Genomic DNA, 20,691 nt, shown 5'->3' on the forward strand with positions numbered 1-20,691 from the left:
TATAAGAACAAAGAGGCGATTAGAAGTATGATTAAAACTTTGAATATTGCGCACAGGGGTTTTAGCGGATTGTATCCTGAGAATACAATGCTGTCTTTTAAGAAGGCAGCAGAGGCAGGTGCAGATGGAATAGAAACGGATCTGCATGTAACAAAAGACGGTGTTATAGTTATATGTCATGATGAAACTATAGATAGAACTACAAATGGAAGTGGGTTTATAAGGAACCATACTTATGAAGAAATAAGGAAATTTAATGCTGGAGAAGGAGAAAAAATTCCCAGTTTGGATGAGCTGTTAAGTTATGTGAAGGATAAGGATCTGCTTTTAAATCTTGAACTTAAAAATGATATTATTCATTACAATAATTTAGAAAAAAATACGATAGATAAGATATACCAGTATAAACTAGAAAAAAATGTGATAATATCTTCTTTTAATCATAAGTCTATGCAAAAAGTGAAGCAGTATGACAATAGTATAAAAACAGGATTATTATATGGAACAGCTATTTATAAACCGGAAGAATATGCGAAGAAAATGGGAGCTGATGCACTTCATCCACTTTTTTCACTGGTTATGGATGCAAAAATAGTTCAGGATATTAAAAAAAGCGGTATACTCATAAACACTTATACGGTGAATAGAAAAAATGATATGAAAAAGCTTATAGATCTAGGAGTAGATGGTATCATAACAAATTATCCCAATATACTTAAAAAGTTGATCTAAGGAATGGCATTTAATAGAAAGGGAGTATGGTAGAGTGGCAAACTTATCCTTAAGACATATACATAAAATATATTCAGATAATGTTGAGATCATTAAGGATTTTAATCTGGAAATAAAAGATAAAGAATTTATAGTATTTGTAGGGCCTTCAGGTTGCGGTAAATCTACTGTACTTAGAATGATTGCAGGACTTGAAGAAATAACAGGTGGAGAGCTTTATATAGAAGATGGGCTTGTAAATAAAGTATCACCTAAGGATAGAGATATTGCTATGGTCTTCCAAAACTATGCATTATATCCTCATATGACTGTATATGACAATATGGCTTTTGGACTTAAAATGAGGAGATTATCAAGGCCTAAAATAGATGAAAAAGTTAAAAATGCAGCTGAAATACTGGGTATATCTGATTTATTGAATAGAAAACCTAAAGAACTATCGGGCGGTCAAAGACAAAGAGTTGCTATGGGAAGAGCCATAGTGAGAAATCCAAAGGTATTTTTAATGGATGAGCCCCTGTCAAATTTAGATGCTAAGTTAAGAGTTCAGATGAGAACGGAAATATCTAAGCTTTATCATAAATTGGAAACTACATTCATATATGTTACTCATGACCAAACAGAGGCAATGACACTTGGTACAAGGATTGTTGTTATAAAAGATGGTGTTATTCAGCAGGTTGATACTCCACAGAAAGTATATATTCATCCTGTAAATGTATTTGTAGCAGGATTTATCGGAAGTCCCCAGATGAATTTTATAAATTCCAGAGTGGAGAAGGTAAATGGAAAACTGGCAATTTCATTTGAAGAGCAACAAATAATATTACAGGACAGTGTATCAAAGATTTTAAAAAAGAAAGACTATGTAAATAAGAATATAATAATTGGAATAAGACCTGAAAATATAGGAATTCCACAGAATTCTTCGGAGGATAATCTGATTGAATTCAATGTGGATTTAATAGAACTTATGGGGGCGGAAAGTTATATATATTTATCAAAAGGCAGCTCCAATATTATAGCCAGAGTCGAAGGAATAGTAGATTCTAGACCGGGAGATAAGGTTAAATTCACTTTAGATTGGAATAAATTTCATATATTTGATAAAGAAACACAATTGGCAGTTTTATAGCATAAATTTAATATTTTAGGTAAAGTGATATCTATTTCATAAAAATAACGGTTGTAGAAATTACGACCGCTATTTTTAATGGTGCTTCCAGCAGAGGTGAAACCTGTGACCTATTAATTATAAATAAGGAGAAATAGTATGGGAAGCTCTGAAGAATATTATTAAAATATCATTGACAAAGAGAAGAAAAATTCATATAATGTATTTAACATATGAAATAGCATTTCATATATAAAATGATGAGGTGGATTGTTTGAATAAGGCAATTTTAAGAGGATTAGATATTTTAAAATTTATCGGCGAAAGTGAAGAGTCTGTTACCATAGCTGAATTAAGCAGGTGTCTGGAGATACCTAAAACCAGTGTATTTAATATTGTAAATGCATTGGTTGAAAGGGATTTTCTTTCAATAGAGGATAAAAAATTAAAAAGTTATGAATTGGGAATTGGGGCATTTAAACTTGGAAGTTTATATTTAAATAAAACTGAATTGGTTAACATTGCAGATCCTATTTTAAAATGGGTGGCTGATAATGTTTTGGAAACTGTATTTTTAGCTATAGTAAATAGTAATGAGCTTGTATATATAGACAAGAAAGAATCAAAAAAGGCTTTGAGAACAACTGCCAATTTGGGATCAATAATGCCCCTTTATTCTACAGGCTTGGGCAAAGCTGTTTTGGCAACCTATAGTGAAACAGAGATGAATGAATATTTATCCAAGATTAAATTACTGCCAAGGACAAAGAACACATTGATAAATCCAGAGGATTTATTAAAGGATTTGGAAGCAACGAGGCAAAGAGGGTATTCTATATCTGATGAAGAGAATGAAGATGGCATATTTTGTATAGGTGTTCCAGTATACGATAATACGGGAAAAGCCATAGCTGCAGTATCCATCTCAAATTTAAAAATAAAGAAAAATAATGAAAGTGCGGAAAAACATAAGGAATTTGCAATAAGGGCAGCTTTAGAAATTTCTAAGAAACTTGGTTATACAAAAGAAAGATTGTTTTAAGATTTTTAGTTGACTTAATTTAAGTCAACTAAAAATATAATCTACATATAAAACGTTATTCTAAATATGAAACAAGATAAGGAGGAAATTGTGATGTTCAAAGGAATTTATACACCAATGCTCACTATTTTTAATGATGAAGGAGGTATCAATAAAGAGGCTACTAGTGCTTTAATTGAAAAATTAATTTCTGATGGTGTTGATGGTATTGTGGCACTGGGAAGCACAGGAGAATTTTTTAGTTTATCACTTGCTGAGAAAAAAGAATATGTAAAATTTGTGGGTGAAGTTATTTCAGGAAGGATTAAATTCTTAATTGGTACAGGATCTAACAATATAGAGGAGGTCATAGAGCTAAATCACTTTGCTGAGGAGATAAATGCAGATGCTGTTTTAGTTGTAACTCCATACTATTTTAGCCTGAATGAACAGCATCTCTATGAATATTATTCAATTATAGCTAGGAATACGAAACTACCTATAATTTTATACAATTTTCCGGATAGAACCGGTACTAATTTATCAGCGGATTTTATATATAGACTGGTTACTGATTTTAAAAATATTGTTGGCGTAAAGGATACTATTGATTCTATAAGCAACGTAAGAAAGTTCAGCGAAAAAATTAGAAAAATTCGCAGTGATTTCTCTATATTTTCAGGATTCGAAGAATACTTGATACCTAATCTTTTATCACAAGGTGCTGGAATTATAGGCGGTTTAACAAATGTGAATGCAAAGGTATTTATAAATACTTATAAAGCCTTTTTGGATAAGGATGTTGATAAATTATTGATTTGTCAAAGTAAAATAAATAAGTTAATGGAAATGTATAGTCTGTTGGATCCTTTTATAATAACATTAAAAGAAGCAGTTAGCATACGTTTAAATATAAATATAAATACATCCTTAAAAAATTACAGTATTAAAGCGGATGAAGATATCAGAAATAAAATAAAAGATCTGATAAATATAGAATAAAGAGGATGATTGTATATGGTTTATACTCAAAAATGTAAGCATGCAAGACAAATTTGGTCACAACATGATGCATTACAACTGGGAATGGATTGGGATGAGGAAGACTTAGAAAAGCCTCAAATACTTATAGATGATGTGTTTGGAGAGAGTCATCCGGGAAGTTTTCATCTATCAAAATTGGCCAAGGAAACCAGCATAGGAGTATATGAAAAAGGTGGCCGTCCAGCAAATTTTCATGTAACAGATATTTGTGATGGATGGGCTCAAGGACATGATGGTATGAATTATATTCTGGCTTCAAGAGAAATTATAGCAGATATGGTGGAACTTCATGCTTCATGTTCGCCATGGGACGGGCTAATTCTTATTTCCTCTTGTGATAAAGCGGTACCGGCTCATTTGAAGGCAGCAGCCAGATTAAACTTGCCTACAATTTTTATTCCAGGAGGAAGTATGAGACCCGGACCCGATATGTCCACATCTGTAAAAGGCGGGGAGGTCTCATTAAGAGAAGAGGAAAATGATATTTCGAAGCAGGAGATTATGAATTATAAATTAACTGGATGCCCTTCATGCGGCTCCTGTCAGTTCATGGGAACTGCAAGCACTATGCAGTGTATGGCTGAAGCACTTGGCTTGGCTTTGCCCGCCGCAGCATTATCACCTGCAACTATGAGAGATATCACAGCAATGTCTAAACTAGCTGGACGTCAAATTATGAATCTAATTGAAAAAAATATCAGGGCTAGAGATATATTGACGCCAGAAGCTTTTAAAAATGCTATTATTGTACATGCTGCTATTGGTGGTTCTACTAATGCATTAATTCATCTTCCGGCAATTGCGCATGAAATGGGTTATAAATTAAATCCTGCAATTTTTGATGAAACAAATCATAAGATTCCCCATATTTGCAATATAGCACCTAGTGGAAAATATCCTACTGAAACATTATGGTTTGCAGGTGGGATTCCAATGGTCCAATGGGTACTTAGAGATTATCTGGATTTAAATGTTATGACAGTTACGGGAAAAACACTAGGAGAAAATCTGGGAAAGTTGCATAAGGAAGGATTTTTTGATAGAATATATGGATATTTGCGTAACTACGGGTTAAAAAGAGAGGATATCATAAAACCTATAAATGAAACAAAAACCTATGGATCCGTAGCTGTGCTTAAAGGAAATTTGGCGCCAGAAGGAGCGGTAATTAAATATTCGGCAGTATCTAAAGATATGATGCACCACATGGGTCCGGCAAAAGTATTTGATTCAGAAGAAGATTGCCATGAAGCAATTGTAAAGGGAAAAATAGAACCTGGAATGGTATTGTTTATTAGATATGAAGGACCGCGTGGTTCAGGTATGCCTGAAATGCTTATGACTACAGAGGCTATGATGTGTGATCCTAAAATAAGTGGTTCTACTGTATTGATCACGGATGGACGTTATTCTGGTGCTACAAGAGGACCTTGTGTGGGGCATGTATCTCCTGAAGCTGAAGTTGGTGGTCCCATTGCACTGGTGCAGGATAATGATTTAATTGAATTGGACATAGATAGCAGAACATTACGGATAATAGGAATAAAGGGAAAAGAATGTTCAGCAAAAGAGATTGATGAAATATTGCTGAAACGTAAAGCAAATTGGAAGCCACCTAAGCACCATGAACGTTATGGAGTTTTTAAACGATATACTGAACATGCTGCATCAGCAATGAGCGGAGCATATATGGAATAAAAGATGTTACAAGATCCTAATTAAATAATATTGTCAGGAGGAGGATAATGGATAAACCTAAAGTATTTATAGCGAAACCTATTCCAGAAAAGGTAGAAGCCTTTATTTCAGAATACTGTGAATATAGAAAATGGGATTCTGATGAAAGAATACCTAAGGATAAACTTATTGAAAATTTAGCTGATGTGGAAGGTCTTTTAACTTCAGGTACGAAAATTGATGAGGAAATATTGTCTTATTCACCTAAGCTTAAAGTTGTCAGTGATATTTCTGTTGGTTATGATAACTTTGACATAGAGGCTATGAAGCGCAAAAGTGTCATGGGAACTAATACTCCTTTTGTATTGAATGAAACGGTGTCAGATTTGGTTCTTGCACTTATGATTTCAGCGGCCAGAAGAATTACAGAATTGGATCAATATGTAAAACAAGGCAGATGGAAAAAAGAAATTGAAAATGATGGCTTTGGAGTTGATATGAATCATGCTACTTTAGGGATCGTTGGCCTGGGAAGAATTGGGGAATATGTTGCCAGGAAGGCAAAGCTTGGTTTTAATATGGATGTTCTGTATTACAATAGAAATAGAAGATTAAATATTGAAAAAGAGCTGGGAGTAGAGTATGAAAATTTTGATGATTTGTTGAAAAAATCTGATTTTATTTCAATAATGGTTCCTTATAATAAGCATACCTATCATATGATTGATTACAGGGAATTTGATATGATGAAAAAATCAACGATTTTTATAAATACTTCCCGAGGGCAAGTAGTTAATGAAAAGGCATTAATAGATGCCCTCAATAACAAAAAAATACTTGCTGCAGGATTGGATGTTTATGAAACAGAGCCGGTAAGTCCTGACAACCCTCTTTTAAAAATGCCAAATGTTATAACTGTGCCGCATATTGGTTCAGCTACAGCAAAAACTCGTTTTGATATGGCAATGCTTGCTGCAAAAAACCTAGTGAAAGCAGTGCTTGGTGAAGTTCCACCAAATGTAGTACCTGAATTAAAAGATCTATTATAGATTTATATTATTATTGCATAAGTATATTTAGGGCTTAAAACAAAAATGCTTCATACTGTTTTGAAGATCCCATAATCATTGGGGTTTCTCAACAATTTGAAGCATTTTTTATTTAAAAGGTATAGGATGATATTATAATGTAAATGGAAAAAATTTTATTCAATAATCCCAATCATCAAAATCATCAAAATCTCCAAATGGGAATACAATTGGGAATATTATTGGACCCACTCCAGGGAAAAATGAATTTCTACGTCTTCTTCTGCGTCTTCTTCTGCGCCTTCTGCGCCCGTTCTGCCTGTATGCTGAATCAAGATCATTTGGTTCCTCTGGGCCTTCTTCATCATCATATTGGTCCATCATTGATGAGTCATAGGGACAATTGTATAGAGGGCAATAGTAGGGTGGATAAGTATTTCTAGGATAATCATAATCTTCAATGGATTCTTCTTTGATGTCTTTACTATCGTTGTTGTTCATTAGGTACCTCCATAAAATTTACTACAATATATATTATGAAAGTAAAGTCAAAATGTTAATAAAATTGTATTATAATTTTACAAATTATAGCTAAAATTAAAATATATGTTTTAATACAATTTACGAATTTTGACACGAAATTTATAAAAAATATTCGCATTTTTTATTGACTGTAACATTTAATTTTGATACCATATTGAAGGAGGGATGCTACTTGAAAGAGAAATATGATGTTATAATAGTTGGAGCTGGCCCTGCAGGAATATTTACTGCCTTAGAGCTTACAAAACTTAATAAAAAAATGAATATATTAATAATTGATAAAGGCAGAAATATAGAAAGCAGGAAATGTCCTGCAAGAATAACAGGGAAATGTGTAAATTGCAATCCATGTGGTATTACTTCTGGCTGGTCTGGTGCAGGAGCTTTTTCTGATGGAAAACTTTCTTTAAGCCCGGAAGTGGGAGGAAGAATTCTAGAATATTTTTCAGAAGATGAATGTAAAAAGCTAATAAAATATTGTGATGATATATATTTGAATTTTGGAGCTAATAAAACCATATATGGGTTGAATAACGAGAAAATAGATAAGATAAAATATGAAGCAAGTAAATACAATATCAGGCTCATAGAATGTCCGGTTAGACATTTGGGAACAGAATTGGCCTATGAGATACTAAAAAAAATGTACTACCATCTTTTAAATAATACAAACATGGAATTTAGTGAACTCACAATAGTAAAGGATATATTGGTTGAGAACAACAAGGCTATTGGAGTAACTGTCAAAAATAAGGATGGAGAGAGAAATATTCTGGCGGATTATGTAGTAGTTGCTCCAGGTAGAGCTGGTGCAGAATGGTTTACAGTTCAATCCAAGAAATTAAATCTGAAAACTACTAATAATGCTGTAGATATAGGTGTAAGAGTAGAAGTTCCAAATTCTATAATGGATAATTTAACCAGGGATCTATATGAGGCAAAACTTGTATATTATTCAGATACATTTGATAATAAAGTTAGAACTTTTTGCATGAACCCAGGTGGAGTTGTATCGGAAGAACATTATGATGGTACAATAGCAGTGGTAAATGGTCATAGCTATGAGGAGAAAGAGCTTAGAACAGAAAATACAAATTTTGCCATGCTGGTTTCTACATCTTTTACCAAGCCATTTAATCAGCCGATAACTTACGGTAAATATATTGCAAAGCTTGGTAATATGCTTACAGGAGGAGGCATAATGGTTCAGAGATTGGGAGATCTGTTAAACGGAAGACGAACGGATTATTCCAGGCTTAAAAAATCAACTACAATACCAACTTTAAAATCTGCAGTACCTGGAGATTTGAGTTTTGTCTTGCCTCAAAGATATTTGACATCTATAGTCGAAGCATTAAAAGCTTTTAATAATGTTGCACCAGGACTCTATAGCAAAAATACACTGCTCTATGGTGTAGAAGTGAAATTTTATTCTAGTAAATTTGAAACAAATGGCAAATTTGAAACATCTATAAAAAATTTATATGCAATGGGAGATGGAGCCGGAATTACAAGAGGTCTTATGCAAGCTTCAGTAACAGGGGTAGTAGTTGCCAGAGATATACTTGGAGAATAATATAAATACCTATTGCTCTTGTAATTACAAATATTTATCAAATATTAACCTATATAAAAAGGGGAGGAAATTCTTATGTCAGCATTTATTGTTTTAGGAGCCCAATGGGGTGACGAGGGAAAAGGCAAAATTACAGATTATCTTGCTAAAAGTGCAGATATGGTTGTTAGATTTCAAGGCGGTAGTAATGCAGGTCATACAGTTGAAGTGGGAGATAAACAGTATAAACTTCATCTTGTACCATCTGGGATACTTTATATGGATAAAATTAATGTAATAGGAAATGGAGTAGTGCTTGATCCAAAGGCTCTATTTGAAGAAATAGATTATTTAAAAAAATTAGGTGTGCATATTTCACCTAAGAATTTGATAATTAGCGATAGGGCGCAGCTTATTATGCCCTATCATAAAGTGTTAGACGGTATTAAAGAGAGAGCCAGAGGTAAAAAGGACATAGGAACTACAGGAAAGGGAATCGGGCCTTGTTATACGGATAAAATGGAGAGAAGCGGTATAAGAGTATGTGATCTTATGCATCAAGATGTATTTGAGGGAAATTTAAGAGAAAATTTAAAAATAAAAAATGATATAATAACAAAGGTTTATGGAGAAAAACCTTTAGATTTTGATTCAATATACAATGAATATGTTAATTATGGAAAGGCATTGGCTCCTTATGTAAGGGATGTATCTGTAAAAGTTTATGAAAATATAAAAAGCGGCAAAAAAGTGTTATTTGAAGGAGCGCAGGGAACTCTGCTGGATATAGATTATGGCACCTATCCTTATGTTACTTCTTCCAGTACCATTGCAGGAGGAGTTTGTATTGGTTCGGGAATAGGCCCTACTATGATAGCAGGTGCGGTAGGCGTGGCCAAAGCTTATACTACAAGGGTAGGAAAAGGACCTTTCCCTACAGAACTCTTTGATGAAACGGGGAATTGGATTAGAGAAAATGGGCATGAATATGGAGTTACTACAGGCAGAGCCAGAAGGTGCGGATGGCTGGATCTGGTAATACTTAAAACCAGCAGCAGGCTTTCAGGACTTACAAGTTTTGCTATTACTAAAATAGATACTTTGGCAGGACTTGAAAAGGTAAAAATTTGTACTGGATATAAAGTTAATGGAAAGATTATAGATTATGTACCTGCAAGTCTAGAAGATTTAGCTAAATGTGAGCCTATATATGAAGAGTTTCAAGGATGGAACAAAAGTATAGAAAATGCCAGAACTTATGATGAATTACCAGAAGGTGCTAAGAAATATTTAAGTAGAATAGAAGAGTTTACAAATACAAAAATATCTATAGTTTCTGTGGGACCGGGCAGGGATCAGACAATAGATGTAAGTCATATATAAAATATATATTTAAATATCATCTTTAGATAAGCTTTCACAGTAAAACTTATTTAAAGATGATATTTTATTCTATGGAAAAAATAGAGATTATATTATAATATATAATTATAGTGTACAATTGAAGATGAAAATAAATTTACACATTATATTTTGAATATTATAATTAAGAATAGGAAGTGAGAGATAATGAATAGATCAATTGCTGAAAAAGAATATGAAGTGAATTACTACGAAATAGATTATGAAGAAAGGTTGCTGATAACCAGCCTTGTAAATTATTTCGGAGATATAGCTACCAAACATTCTCAGGATTTAGGAGGTGGCTTGAGTTATTCAAAGAAAAATGGAGTGGCATGGGTTTTGTATAAGTGGGATATAGATATAGAGCAATACCCCAGATATGGTCAGAAAGTTAGGGTGAGGACCAATGCTTGTTCATTTAGAAAATTCTATGGTTATAGAACTTTTGAAGTTTTGGATCAGGAAGATAATGTTATAGCTAAGGCTAATTCAATATGGCTTTTGATAGATATTAATAAAAGGAAAATACTTAGAATAACTAAAGATATGTATAAAATTTTTGGATTAACTGAAAATGACAATAAGCCTTTGCCTATTAAAAATGTGAAGTTACCTGAAAAGTTTACCATTGAGAAAAGTTTTAATGTAAGATATAGTGACATAGACACTAACAGACATGTTAACAATGTTAAATATATAGATTGGATTGTAGAAACTATACCTTTGGATATAATACTTAAATATACTATAAAACATATAAATATAACCTATGAAAAAGAGGCATTATACGGGGAAAAAATAAAGATATTTACTGAATTAAAAAAACAAGATGGAAACTATGTATCTTTACATAAGATTATTGATGACAATGGCAAGGAACTATCCGTTATAGAGGCCATCTGGCATAGTAATGAAATATAAAAATAGAGGGAAATGCTGATGAATTATGTTTCAGCAGCACTTTTTCCTGCCATAAATCCAGAACTCCATGCCCATTGTAAATTGAAACCACCGCAGTCTCCATCTACATCCAACACTTCACCAGCCAGATACAAATTTTTTACTTTTTTGGATTCCAGGGTATTACAGTTTACTTCATTTGTATTAATGCCACCACAGGTAACTTGTGAATTTCTGAATGAATTAGTATCATATACAATGAATTCCCAGGACTTTAATAAATTATATATATTCTTTTTTTCTCGCCAATCCAGTTCATAACAAGGCTTATGAATATCACTTATTGAAGCTTCCTTTAGAAGTATTGGTATGACTTTCTTATTTATTATTCCTATAAGAGAATTATAGACACTCCTATAACTAAAAGTTCCCCAATGATTTTCTAAAAACTCAGGTAGTTTTTCTTTTTGTAAATTTGGGAACATGTCAATCCTGATTTTCACAAATTTATTATCCAATAAATTACAGGAAGCTATACGGCTTATTTCCAATATAGGAGGACCTGATATGCCGTAGTCTGTAAATAGAATTTCACCATATTCATGTTTTTTTAATTCATCATCTATCAATATATCCACATATCCATTGAATTTTACCCCGGAGAGAGCCTTCAAGTGGTCATATTTTAGTTTTAGCTGTACCAGGGCAGGAAGAGGAGTTATCATGCTGTGGCCTAATTTTTTGCATATGTCAAAGCCTGAACCATCAGAACCAGTATGGGGGGCAGATTTGCCACCAGTGCATAATATGAGTTTGTTACACTCATAGACTTCATTATCACAGAAAATTTTAAAGGATTTCTTGTCATAAATTACATCGGTAACTTTAGAATTAAAATAAATGGGTATGTTCCTATCTTCAACTGCCATTTTTAATATATCCAATACAGATGATGACTGAAGGGAAAGAGGATACATTCTTCCATTTTCCAAGGTTATAAGGGGAAGTCCTAGGGACTCAAAAAATGTAATTGTATCTTTAACTGAAAATTTATTTAAAATATTTTCGGCAAAATGAATATTTTTACTATGATATTTAGTAAGATTTATATTTTTATTTGTTATATTACATCTACCATTTCCAGTAGATAGGATTTTATTTCCCATTCTATTTTTGGATTCCAATATTGCTACGTTTTTTCCATTATCTTTTGCAGTAATTGAAGCCATGATGCCAGAAGCACCTGCACCAATCACAATTATTTCATAAAACAAAAGTATACCTCCTTATTTTAATAAACTTTATAATATATATTTTAACTTACTTATGGTATTTTTAATATAGCTTGTAATTTTAAATTACTGTAAAAATATATATATTTACGAAAAGTTGTTTATAATAATACTAGAGATGAAATTATTAAAATTTATTATGAAATATTATTATGGAAAGAGGAGATAAGGATGAAAGCTTCTAATTTGCTATATTATAAGAATTGGGCAGTTATTGGAAATGTTTCTAAGGAGGGGAAATATGCATTTAAGATATTAAATTCTCTAAAAGCTGCAGGGTTTAATGTAGTTGGAGTAAACCCGAGGGATATTGCTGGAAGTATTTATGATTCTTTGGAAAAGGTGCTTCCTAAGGTACATGTATTGGATTTATGCATAAACCCTGCAGTGGGAATTGATATAGTTAAAGCAGCTAATAAGTTGGGAATAGATAAAATATTAATACAACCTGGTGCAGAAAGCCAAGAAATATTAGATTTTTGTAATAATAATGGAATAGATGCTGTTGAGGGATGCGCACTTGTAGAATTATCAAAAAGACATCAAAAGTAGGAGGGCTTATTTATGTTAAAAATATATGCAGTATCTGACTCTATAGGTGAAACAGCAGAACTTGTAGCTAAGGGAACTGCTTGTCAATTTTATTCAGACATAGAAGTTCATAGGGTTCCATATATAAAGAGTTTTGAAGATGTAAATGAATTTATAAATGGATTAGACAGTAAAGAAAATATTATGATTATATCTACAATTGTACTTGTAGAAGTAAGGGAATTTTTAATTCAAAGGTGTATAGAATCCAATATACCTATAAGTAATATCCTAGGACCTTGTATAAGTATGGCCTCTAGATTGTTAAACAAGATACCTGAATACAGACCAGGTGCTATATGGGAGATAGATTCTCAATATTATAAGAAAATAGAAGCAGTAGAATTTGCTATTCAATATGATGACAGTAAGGATAACTCAGGTATCAAACATGCAGATGTAGTGTTATTGGGTCTTTCTAGAACATCTAAGACGCCACTGTGCATGTATCTGGCAAACAAGGGGATAAAGGCTTTAAACATACCACTTATGCCGGAAGTACCGGTGCCAGAAGAATTATTTCAAATTGACAGAAGAAAAATTGTGGCGCTTACTATAGATCCACTACATTTAATAGAAATAAGGAAACATAGAATGGATAGGTATAATATGATGTCAACAAAATTGAAGTATGCCAATGAAGAGAGAGTTCTTCAAGAATTAGAGTTTTCGGACAGGCTTATAAAAAGGTTACATTGTAAAGTAATAGATGTGACAAAAAGGGCTATTGAAGATACTGCATTGATAGTAATGGAATATATAGGTTATATGGGCACAAAGAATTATTAATCTTAATAGATACAGGCTTGTAAATAAAAAGTTGTATAATTAATTTAAAACCTGGAAATTTTCTTAAAGTGTTGATATATAAGGATTTTAGAGGTAATATGGGGAAATATATTTGAGAATCTGAAAAAAAGGTGTTGACACTTTAACGAATATTTTGTATTATAGACTATGTCAGGTCGCCAGATATGACTTGAAAGAATATATAAGGCCCCTTGGTCAAGCGGTTAAGACACCACCCTTTCACGGTGGTAACAGCAGTTCAAGTCTGCTAGGGGTCACCAATATTATATGGGCGCATAGCTCAGCTGGGAGAGCATCTGCCTTACAAGCAGAGGGTCATAGGTTCGAGCCCTATTGTGCCCACCATGTAATATTATTATTTAATATGGCTCAGTAGCTCAGCTGGTTAGAGTGCCGGCCTGTCACGCCGGAGGTCGAGGGTTCGATACCCTTCTGAGTCGCCATGTATACAGATATGTATATATTTGTAAAATCAATAATTGATTAACTTAAATGAGAAGTCTACTCTAGGGGGGAGATTTACTCATTTAGGTTGAGAATTATAATATAATTTTATTTTTCATAAGGCCCCTTGGTCAAGCGGTTAAGACACCACCCTTTCACGGTGGTAACAGCAGTTCAAGTCTGCTAGGGGTCACCAATATTATATGGGCGCATAGCTCAGCTGGGAGAGCATCTGCCTTACAAGCAGAGGGTCATAGGTTCGAGCCCTATTGTGCCCACCATGTAATATTATTATTTAATATGGCTCAGTAGCTCAGCTGGTTAGAGTGCCGGCCTGTCACGCCGGAGGTCGAGGGTTCGATACCCTTCTGAGTCGCCATATCTGCTGGCATAGCTCAGTTGGTAGAGCAACTGACTTGTAATCAGTAGGTCGTGGGTTCGAAGCCTACTGCCAGCACCATGGATAAGCCTTGCAATTAAAAAATTGCAAGGCTTATATTATATATGTAGGAAATAAATTATACTATCTTATATTAAAAGGTCCTTTAAACAGTATTTTGATCATTAGATTGATTAAATCTTCAGGATCTGCTTTCATACCTGTTTCNTGGATAAGCCTTGCAATTAAAAAATTGCAAGGCTTATATTATATATGTAGGAAATAAATTATACTATCTTATATTAAAAGGTCCTTTAAACAGTATTTTGATCATTAGATTGATTAAATCTTCAGGATCTGCTTTCATACCTGTTTCAACCCAGTAAGTCATAACTCCTATATTTGCCGAGGATATGTATTCCAGCAAGTACTCATTTAAATTTCCAAGGCTTCTCTTCTCAGCTTTAAATTTTATAGAAAGTTTCATTTTCATGGCATTTTTTATCTTGTGTATAAATAGACTATCCCCGTTTTTGCCAACGAGAGCTTTGAAATAATTGCTATGCTCTCTTATGTAATTGAATAATTTTTTTATGGTTTCTAAAAAGATATTAAGATCTTCTTGTTTGTGAATTATAATATTTTCTGTTTTCATTATGTTTACTACATCAGACAGTAATTCTTCTTCTATTTCTTCCAGCAGATTATCTATATTTTCATAATAACTGTAAAAGGTTCCGCGATTTAGACCGGATTTCTGGCATAGTTCCTTTACACTTATTTTATTTATAGATTTATAGATATACAGCTCAATAAAGGTATCTTTAAGCAATTGGTTTGCTTTTGAGGTCATGAATGTTCACTTCGCTTTCGCTTGAATTCATGTAATATTTTACACGTAAAGTAAAACAAAAATCAACAAAATTAGAAAAAATGTTTATTATGAATAGCCATCTCTGTAGTATAATCAGCTATGAGGAGGAGTACTATGGAGCATAATTCTTGTAGTATAGTAGTTGAAAATGTGGATAGGTATTTTGGAAAGCAGCAAATACTTTACAATATAAATCTGAAAATATCATATTCTCAGATTTTTGGTTTACTAGGGCCTTCCGGTTCTGGAAAGACAACTCTTGTGAAAATGATTTCAGGTATTGATATGCCCACCCATGGACAAATTTATGTATTGGGCGAGAAGATGCCAAAGCTTTCAATGATGAATAAAATGGGATATATGGCCCAATCCGATGCCCTCTATGGGGATATTACCGCAGAGGAGAACTTAAAGTTTTTTGCAGCCATGTACAATATATCTAAAAGGGATTGCACAAAACGTATTGATGAAGTTATGGAATTAGTAAATTTATCTGAGGATTTAAAGAAAAGGGTTAGCCAATATTCAGGGGGTATGAAGCGGCGCTTATCCCTAGCTATTGCAATGTTAAATCAACCTCCAGTACTTATTTTGGATGAACCTACAGTAGGGATTGACCCCGTACTTCGTAAATCTATATGGGATGAACTTAATGGCTTAAGTAAAAAAGGAACTACCATTATAATTACAACACATGTGATGGATGAGGCTGATAAATGTGATAACCTTTGTATGATTCGTAATGGAAGGGTAATTGCGGTGGGTACTCCTGAGATACTGAAAAAAGATACTGATTCCAATACTATAGAAGAAGCTTTTTTGTACTATGGAGGTAAGAGATGAAAGTTATTGCACTCACTATACGTATTTTGCGCCAGCTTAGAAATGACAAGAGAACTATTGCACTTATGATACTGGCACCTATTTTCATATTGACATTGATGTCTTATATTTTTAATGGGAAACAGTATCATCCTAAGATAGGAGTTATAAATGCACCCCAAGAATTTATAAATAGATTAGAGGATGAGGATGTAGTTGTAGACAGATATAGTGAAAGTGAAGCAGATATACTTATAAGTGAATCAAAATTGGATGCAGTTATAGATTATAAAGGGGGGATTCCATATATTACACTGGAGGGAAGTGATCCAGGAAAAAGTAAAGCAGTTATTGCAATGGTTCAAAATAGTATTCAGGGGGCAAATTTAGGAATTAAGCCGGATATAACTTATTTATATGGTTATAAAGATATGTCTTCTTTTGACAATTTCGGGCCTATACTTATCGGGTTTTTTGTATTTTTCTTTGTATTTCTAATATCAGGTGTTTCTTTCCTGAGGGAGCGAACTCAGGGTACTCTTGAGAGACTGCTTGCAACTCCAGTACGCAGATGGGAGATTGTTCTTGGTTATATTTTAGGATTCGGTATATTTACTATAATACAGGCAGTTCTTATAGCGTGGTTTTCAGTTCATATCATTCATATGATGATGGTGGGATCTTTTATTCTAGTACTTATAATTACTTTTTTAACTGCCATGGTGGCACTAACTATGGGAACTGCACTATCTGCATTTGCAGAAAATGAACTTCAGATGATACAATTTATACCACTTATTGTAGTTCCACAGGTGTTTTTTTCTGGAATATTTGATATGAGTACAATGGCACCCTGGCTCCAGGCAATTGGAAGATTTATGCCTTTGTATTATTCCGCGGATGCTCTTAAACAGATTATGATACGTGGAAAAGGTCTGAATTCAATTTGGATAGACATCTTTGTTTTAGTAGGAATCTGCATTGCTTTTATTATATTGAATATATTGGCACTTAGAAAATACCGCAGGATTTAAAATAAGATTATTTTAGGATGAGAGGTGGTTTTATGAGGCGAATATGGATGTGCATTTTATTTGCTGCAGTTATATTAACAGGTTGTGGGAACAGGTCTTCGCTAACTTTAAAAGGTGACATTGAAAATAATACTATTTCTGCCAATAGTACTGTCAGTGGAAAAATCATAAGTATGAATAAAAATCAAGGTGAACAGGTGAAAAAAGGTGATATAATTGCCCTTGTAGATAATTCTAATCAAAAATATCAGGTGGAGCAGTTACAGGCGGTAGTTGATATGAAAAAAGCAAAATTATCTGAATTAAATGCAGGTGCACGTCCTGAACAAATTGAACAAGCTAGAGCACAAGTTAAGGCTGCAAATGCACAGGTGGATTTGTTAAAGTCAGGGAATAGACAAGAACAGATAAATCAGTCACAAAACAACGTTTCAATTGCCCAGCAAGATTTAAATATTGCTCAAACTACATATGATAACTCCAACTCGGATTATGAAAAATACCTGCTCTTAAATAAATCAGGAGCAATATCTCAGAAAGAATTAGATGATGTCAAGTCTAAAATGGATACTTCAAATTATACACTTTTTTCTGCAAAGTCAAAGCTTGATAATGCTATGCAACAGCTTGATTTAATGAAAGAAGGTTCTACTTCCCAGGCCATTGAAACTGCAAGTGCAAACTACGAAGCTGTAAATGCACAGTTAAAACTTCTGGAAAATGGAGCTACTGGTGATGAAATTAAAGCAGCACAAGAGGATCTAAATCAATCTGTGGCTCAGTTGAATCAAGCGAAAAATGAACTTGATAAATACAATATAACTGCATTATCTGATGGAATTATAATAAGTAAGAATTTTCAATTAGGGGATATTGTAACTACTGGAAGTAATATTGCAGATATAGCTGTAAAAAATGATTTGTATGTTATATGTTATTTACCAGACAAATATCTGGATAAAGTACATTATAATCAATCTATAGCTGTTAAAACTTCACTGGGTGCACAGAAGGGAAAGATAAATTATATCGATTTAAAGAAGGAGTATACTCCTAAAGATAAACAGTCAACTTCAGATGAAGATCATATAGCTACCAAAATAAAGATTTCCATAAAAGATAAAAGTGGGGTGTTAAAGTCTGGTATGACAGCAGAAGTTGAAATTCCATTAAATAAGTAAAAGTAAAAATTTTTTGACATTTCCATGTAAATTTAAAAAGTACAGGAGGATGAGCATAGATTCATGTAAAAAATCTAACCTGTACTTGTTTCATGGATCTATTATGATACGGCTGTTTTTATTTTAAATTTTTATTTTGTATGTTTTGCTTTATTCGTATATCCTCTCCAAAAAATTTACATAATGTAAAGTCTCCTAATAATCTGGAGGAAATTCTTTCTGAATAGGATTTTAAAAGTTCTTCTAAATCACAATTAGTTGATATGAGCATTTTTTTTTGCTTTAATAACTTTCTATTTAGGATATTGAATAATTCAGTCTTAGAAAAATCTGTTATTTGTTCTGATCCCAAATCATCTATTATAAGTAAATCACAATTCATAAGAAAATCTTCTAAATCATTGTCATTTTTGAATCTTATATTTCTTAAATCCTCTATGAGGGCTTCTGAGGTTCTGTAAACAACTAAAAAACCTCTATCTAATAGCTCTTTTGATATACAATTTGATAAAAAGGTTTTACCTGTACCGGGATTACCGTAAAATAATAGGTTTTCATTGGAAGAAGAAAAATTTTCTATATAACTCCATGATATAGAAGCTATCTTTTCTATGTTTTTTCTAGGGCTGGTTGGGTTTTCCTTACCTTTTAAAGAGGAATATAGTTGAAAATTAAAATTATCAAAATTGTTTTTATTTAGTATATTTATTAGCTCCGAATTATTATAGTATAATTTGATAAGCTTTTGTTTATAACAGCTGCATTTTTGATTTCCCATAAATCCGGTGTCTTTGCACTTGGGACATTGATAATGTATTTCCAGATAATCTATGGGATAATTATTAACTGCTAAGATCTCAGATTTTTTAATTTTCAGATCTGTAATTTTTTCTTTTAGTTCCTTTAGATATCTATCTTTATTTTCAACATTATTTAATATATTTATTGATAATTTCAAACTTAGTTTTCCTATAAATCTTTGAATATCCATTACTTCAGGAATTTTTTTTTCAATTTCCTTTTTCCGTGCGCTCAAGGATCTTTCATCTTCTTCTCTTATTTTTTCATAAGTTTTCATTATCCGTGAATGGTAACTTTTAATCATTTTTATCCCATCCTAACAATTTTTTTTCTAAATCTTTAAAGTCATAATCCCTTTGCTTAAAATTATTGAAAGTACCTTTAGAGTTTTTGTTTTCTGCACCTTTGTTGGTATTTTTAAAATTAGTATAATTGGATTTTTTTACATCTTTTTTTTCAATATCTTCTAGGGTTTTAATTTTATCCTTATTCCAGCTGGTTAATATTCCGTCAATATATTTAAAATCAGCTTTATTTATTCTCTGAAAACATATATCACAAGCTTTATATATTATTTCTAAAGAAAAATTATAGCTTTCAGTCCATTTTGAAAGCAGTTCTTCCTGTGGTTTCATTACTTCTCCATCTTTTATACCAAGGTAATTTAAAATTTTTCTTATTTTAATCCACTTGTCCTCATGTTTTTTTATGAAAATTTGAGCATCATTTATATCTTTTATTTTAGCGTCAAACCAGGACATGGCAGTTCTTTCTATATATCTGCTGTTTGTTTTACCCTTTAATGTACAATATTGGACTAAAAGAAGTATAATTTCTGGAGAAAAATTTAAATCATTCAGCCAACTTATATACATAGTCATTTCTTTTGAAGATAGAGGTCTTCCCATGGATTTCTCTATATCTTCAAGCATATCTTTAATAGAATTTTTACTTAGTTCTTCTAATAAGTTTATATTATCTTCTTTTTCTATCTCCCTATCTGTTAAATCCAGAAATTCTATATTGTAATTTCCCATGTTGTCAACTGGAATCATTTTAATGACATTTTCATCATTCCAATAATTCCAAGCGTTTAGTACATCAGTTTCTAAAAGATGCAAAGCGCTCGCCATGATTTGTGAGCTAACGCCAAATTCACCAGATTTGCAATATTTTAGTCCTAGGATATATACTTTAACAAATTCTCCACGGGCTTTAGGCATAAATTTATCTATAAAAACATTACTTACAGGAGTATAGTTGATTTCTTTAGTTTTAAATAAAAAAGTACTCATATTTTTTTACCTGCCTTTTATAAGTTCCATTTTAAAAAAGCTGTTCTAATAAACTATTATAGCAAAATAAAAAAAGTATAACAATGAAATGGATGGCTAATATGAAATTTGTTGTATATTGACAAGTATTTTTTGCTATGATAAAGTTAA

At 32.4% G+C, this 20,691-nt stretch carries 19 protein-coding genes and 7 tRNA genes; 21 read left to right on the forward strand and 5 right to left on the reverse strand.

Annotated features, from left to right (window positions below; all coding sequences use genetic code 11):
• The first annotated feature begins 27 nt into the window (after positions 1-27).
• The 6 genes from AB8U03_RS11230 (at position 28) to AB8U03_RS11255 (ending at position 6,637) form a co-directional block, all read left to right on the forward strand.
• The gene (locus tag AB8U03_RS11230) at positions 28-732 is read left to right on the forward strand and encodes a glycerophosphodiester phosphodiesterase (protein WP_369704649.1); all 705 of its coding nucleotides are present in this window, start codon (positions 28-30) and stop codon (positions 730-732) included.
• A gap of 34 nt (positions 733-766) precedes the next feature.
• Complete coding sequence (locus AB8U03_RS11235; RefSeq protein ID WP_369704650.1) at positions 767-1,867, forward strand: ABC transporter ATP-binding protein; 1,101 nt, start codon at positions 767-769, stop codon at positions 1,865-1,867.
• Between the two features lie 244 nt (positions 1,868-2,111).
• A complete protein-coding gene (locus tag AB8U03_RS11240) occupies positions 2,112-2,888 on the forward strand; it encodes an IclR family transcriptional regulator (RefSeq protein ID WP_369704651.1) in 777 nt (258 codons plus the stop codon).
• 93 nt (positions 2,889-2,981) lie between these two features.
• A complete protein-coding gene (locus AB8U03_RS11245) occupies positions 2,982-3,869 on the forward strand; it encodes a dihydrodipicolinate synthase family protein (protein WP_369704652.1) in 888 nt (295 codons plus the stop codon).
• A 15-nt stretch (positions 3,870-3,884) separates the two neighbouring features.
• Positions 3,885-5,609, forward strand: a complete 1,725-nt coding sequence (ilvD, locus tag AB8U03_RS11250; RefSeq protein ID WP_369704653.1) for a dihydroxy-acid dehydratase — start codon at positions 3,885-3,887, stop codon at positions 5,607-5,609.
• Between the two features lie 47 nt (positions 5,610-5,656).
• On the forward strand, positions 5,657-6,637 hold the full coding sequence (locus tag AB8U03_RS11255) for a 2-hydroxyacid dehydrogenase (protein WP_369704654.1): 981 nt from the start codon (positions 5,657-5,659) through the stop codon (positions 6,635-6,637).
• Positions 6,638-6,796: 159 nt separating this feature from the next.
• Here the strand turns inward: AB8U03_RS11255 and AB8U03_RS11260 are convergent, their stop codons facing one another.
• Positions 6,797-7,117 carry a hypothetical protein gene (locus tag AB8U03_RS11260; protein WP_369704655.1) on the reverse strand — a complete coding sequence of 107 codons (321 nt, stop codon included), beginning with the start codon at positions 7,115-7,117 and terminating at the stop codon, positions 6,797-6,799.
• 214 nt (positions 7,118-7,331) lie between these two features.
• Between AB8U03_RS11260 and AB8U03_RS11265 the strand changes: the two genes are divergently transcribed.
• The 3 genes from AB8U03_RS11265 to AB8U03_RS11275 all read left to right on the forward strand — a co-directional run bounded on the left by AB8U03_RS11265 (position 7,332) and on the right by AB8U03_RS11275 (position 11,039).
• Complete coding sequence (locus tag AB8U03_RS11265) at positions 7,332-8,735, forward strand: NAD(P)/FAD-dependent oxidoreductase (protein ID WP_369704656.1); 1,404 nt, start codon at positions 7,332-7,334, stop codon at positions 8,733-8,735.
• A gap of 75 nt (positions 8,736-8,810) precedes the next feature.
• Positions 8,811-10,097, forward strand: a complete 1,287-nt coding sequence (locus AB8U03_RS11270) for an adenylosuccinate synthase (protein ID WP_369704657.1) — start codon at positions 8,811-8,813, stop codon at positions 10,095-10,097.
• A 186-nt stretch (positions 10,098-10,283) separates the two neighbouring features.
• A complete protein-coding gene (locus AB8U03_RS11275) occupies positions 10,284-11,039 on the forward strand; it encodes an acyl-[acyl-carrier-protein] thioesterase (RefSeq protein ID WP_369704658.1) in 756 nt (251 codons plus the stop codon).
• A gap of 23 nt (positions 11,040-11,062) precedes the next feature.
• Here AB8U03_RS11275 and AB8U03_RS11280 read toward each other — a convergent pair whose 3' ends face one another.
• Positions 11,063-12,292 carry a BaiN/RdsA family NAD(P)/FAD-dependent oxidoreductase gene (locus tag AB8U03_RS11280; RefSeq protein ID WP_369704659.1) on the reverse strand — a complete coding sequence of 410 codons (1,230 nt, stop codon included), beginning with the start codon at positions 12,290-12,292 and terminating at the stop codon, positions 11,063-11,065.
• Between the two features lie 189 nt (positions 12,293-12,481).
• Between AB8U03_RS11280 and AB8U03_RS11285 the strand changes: the two genes are divergently transcribed.
• The 9 genes from AB8U03_RS11285 (at position 12,482) to AB8U03_RS11325 (ending at position 14,615) form a co-directional block, all read left to right on the forward strand.
• Positions 12,482-12,862, forward strand: a complete 381-nt coding sequence (locus AB8U03_RS11285) for a CoA-binding protein (RefSeq protein ID WP_369704660.1) — start codon at positions 12,482-12,484, stop codon at positions 12,860-12,862.
• Between the two features lie 12 nt (positions 12,863-12,874).
• Positions 12,875-13,690 carry a pyruvate, water dikinase regulatory protein gene (locus tag AB8U03_RS11290; RefSeq protein WP_369704661.1) on the forward strand — a complete coding sequence of 272 codons (816 nt, stop codon included), beginning with the start codon at positions 12,875-12,877 and terminating at the stop codon, positions 13,688-13,690.
• 206 nt (positions 13,691-13,896) lie between these two features.
• Positions 13,897-13,971, forward strand: a tRNA-Glu gene (locus tag AB8U03_RS11295).
• Between the two features lie 9 nt (positions 13,972-13,980).
• Positions 13,981-14,056, forward strand: a tRNA-Val gene (locus tag AB8U03_RS11300).
• Positions 14,057-14,077: 21 nt separating this feature from the next.
• Positions 14,078-14,154 (forward strand) — tRNA-Asp (locus tag AB8U03_RS11305).
• A gap of 122 nt (positions 14,155-14,276) precedes the next feature.
• Positions 14,277-14,351: transfer RNA gene (locus tag AB8U03_RS11310), tRNA-Glu, on the forward strand.
• A 9-nt stretch (positions 14,352-14,360) separates the two neighbouring features.
• Positions 14,361-14,436 (forward strand) — tRNA-Val (locus AB8U03_RS11315).
• 21 nt (positions 14,437-14,457) lie between these two features.
• Positions 14,458-14,534, forward strand: a tRNA-Asp gene (locus AB8U03_RS11320).
• Between the two features lie 5 nt (positions 14,535-14,539).
• A tRNA-Thr gene (locus AB8U03_RS11325) sits at positions 14,540-14,615 on the forward strand.
• 211 nt (positions 14,616-14,826) lie between these two features.
• On the opposite strand, the gene AB8U03_RS11330 is transcribed toward AB8U03_RS11325, so the two are convergent.
• The gene (locus tag AB8U03_RS11330) at positions 14,827-15,387 is read right to left on the reverse strand and encodes a TetR/AcrR family transcriptional regulator C-terminal domain-containing protein (RefSeq protein WP_369704662.1); all 561 of its coding nucleotides are present in this window, start codon (positions 15,385-15,387) and stop codon (positions 14,827-14,829) included.
• 135 nt (positions 15,388-15,522) lie between these two features.
• Here AB8U03_RS11330 and AB8U03_RS11335 point away from each other — a divergent pair, with 135 nt between their 5' ends.
• From AB8U03_RS11335 to AB8U03_RS11345, 3 genes are read left to right on the forward strand one after another with little or no spacing between them, the layout of a single operon-like run.
• Positions 15,523-16,251, forward strand: a complete 729-nt coding sequence (locus tag AB8U03_RS11335) for an ABC transporter ATP-binding protein (RefSeq protein WP_369704663.1) — start codon at positions 15,523-15,525, stop codon at positions 16,249-16,251.
• Entirely contained in the window at positions 16,248-17,264 is a 1,017-nt protein-coding gene (locus AB8U03_RS11340) for an ABC transporter permease (RefSeq protein WP_369704664.1), read from the forward strand. The genes AB8U03_RS11335 and AB8U03_RS11340 overlap by 4 nt, the downstream gene beginning before the upstream one ends.
• A gap of 32 nt (positions 17,265-17,296) precedes the next feature.
• Positions 17,297-18,445 (forward strand): HlyD family secretion protein, encoded by a 1,149-nt coding sequence (locus AB8U03_RS11345; protein ID WP_369704665.1) that lies wholly within the window; start codon positions 17,297-17,299, stop codon positions 18,443-18,445.
• Positions 18,446-18,563: 118 nt separating this feature from the next.
• On the opposite strand, the gene AB8U03_RS11350 is transcribed toward AB8U03_RS11345, so the two are convergent.
• Positions 18,564-19,550 (reverse strand): ATP-binding protein, encoded by a 987-nt coding sequence (locus AB8U03_RS11350; RefSeq protein WP_369704666.1) that lies wholly within the window; start codon positions 19,548-19,550, stop codon positions 18,564-18,566.
• On the reverse strand, positions 19,543-20,541 hold the full coding sequence (locus tag AB8U03_RS11355) for a DnaD domain protein (protein WP_369704667.1): 999 nt from the start codon (positions 20,539-20,541) through the stop codon (positions 19,543-19,545). The genes AB8U03_RS11350 and AB8U03_RS11355 overlap by 8 nt, the downstream gene beginning before the upstream one ends.
• Positions 20,542-20,691 lie beyond the last annotated feature (150 nt).

Origin of the sequence: Clostridium moutaii (assembly GCF_041205085.1) — a bacterium.
In the GTDB taxonomy this organism is placed as follows: domain Bacteria; phylum Bacillota; class Clostridia; order Clostridiales; family Clostridiaceae; genus Clostridium_B; species Clostridium_B moutaii.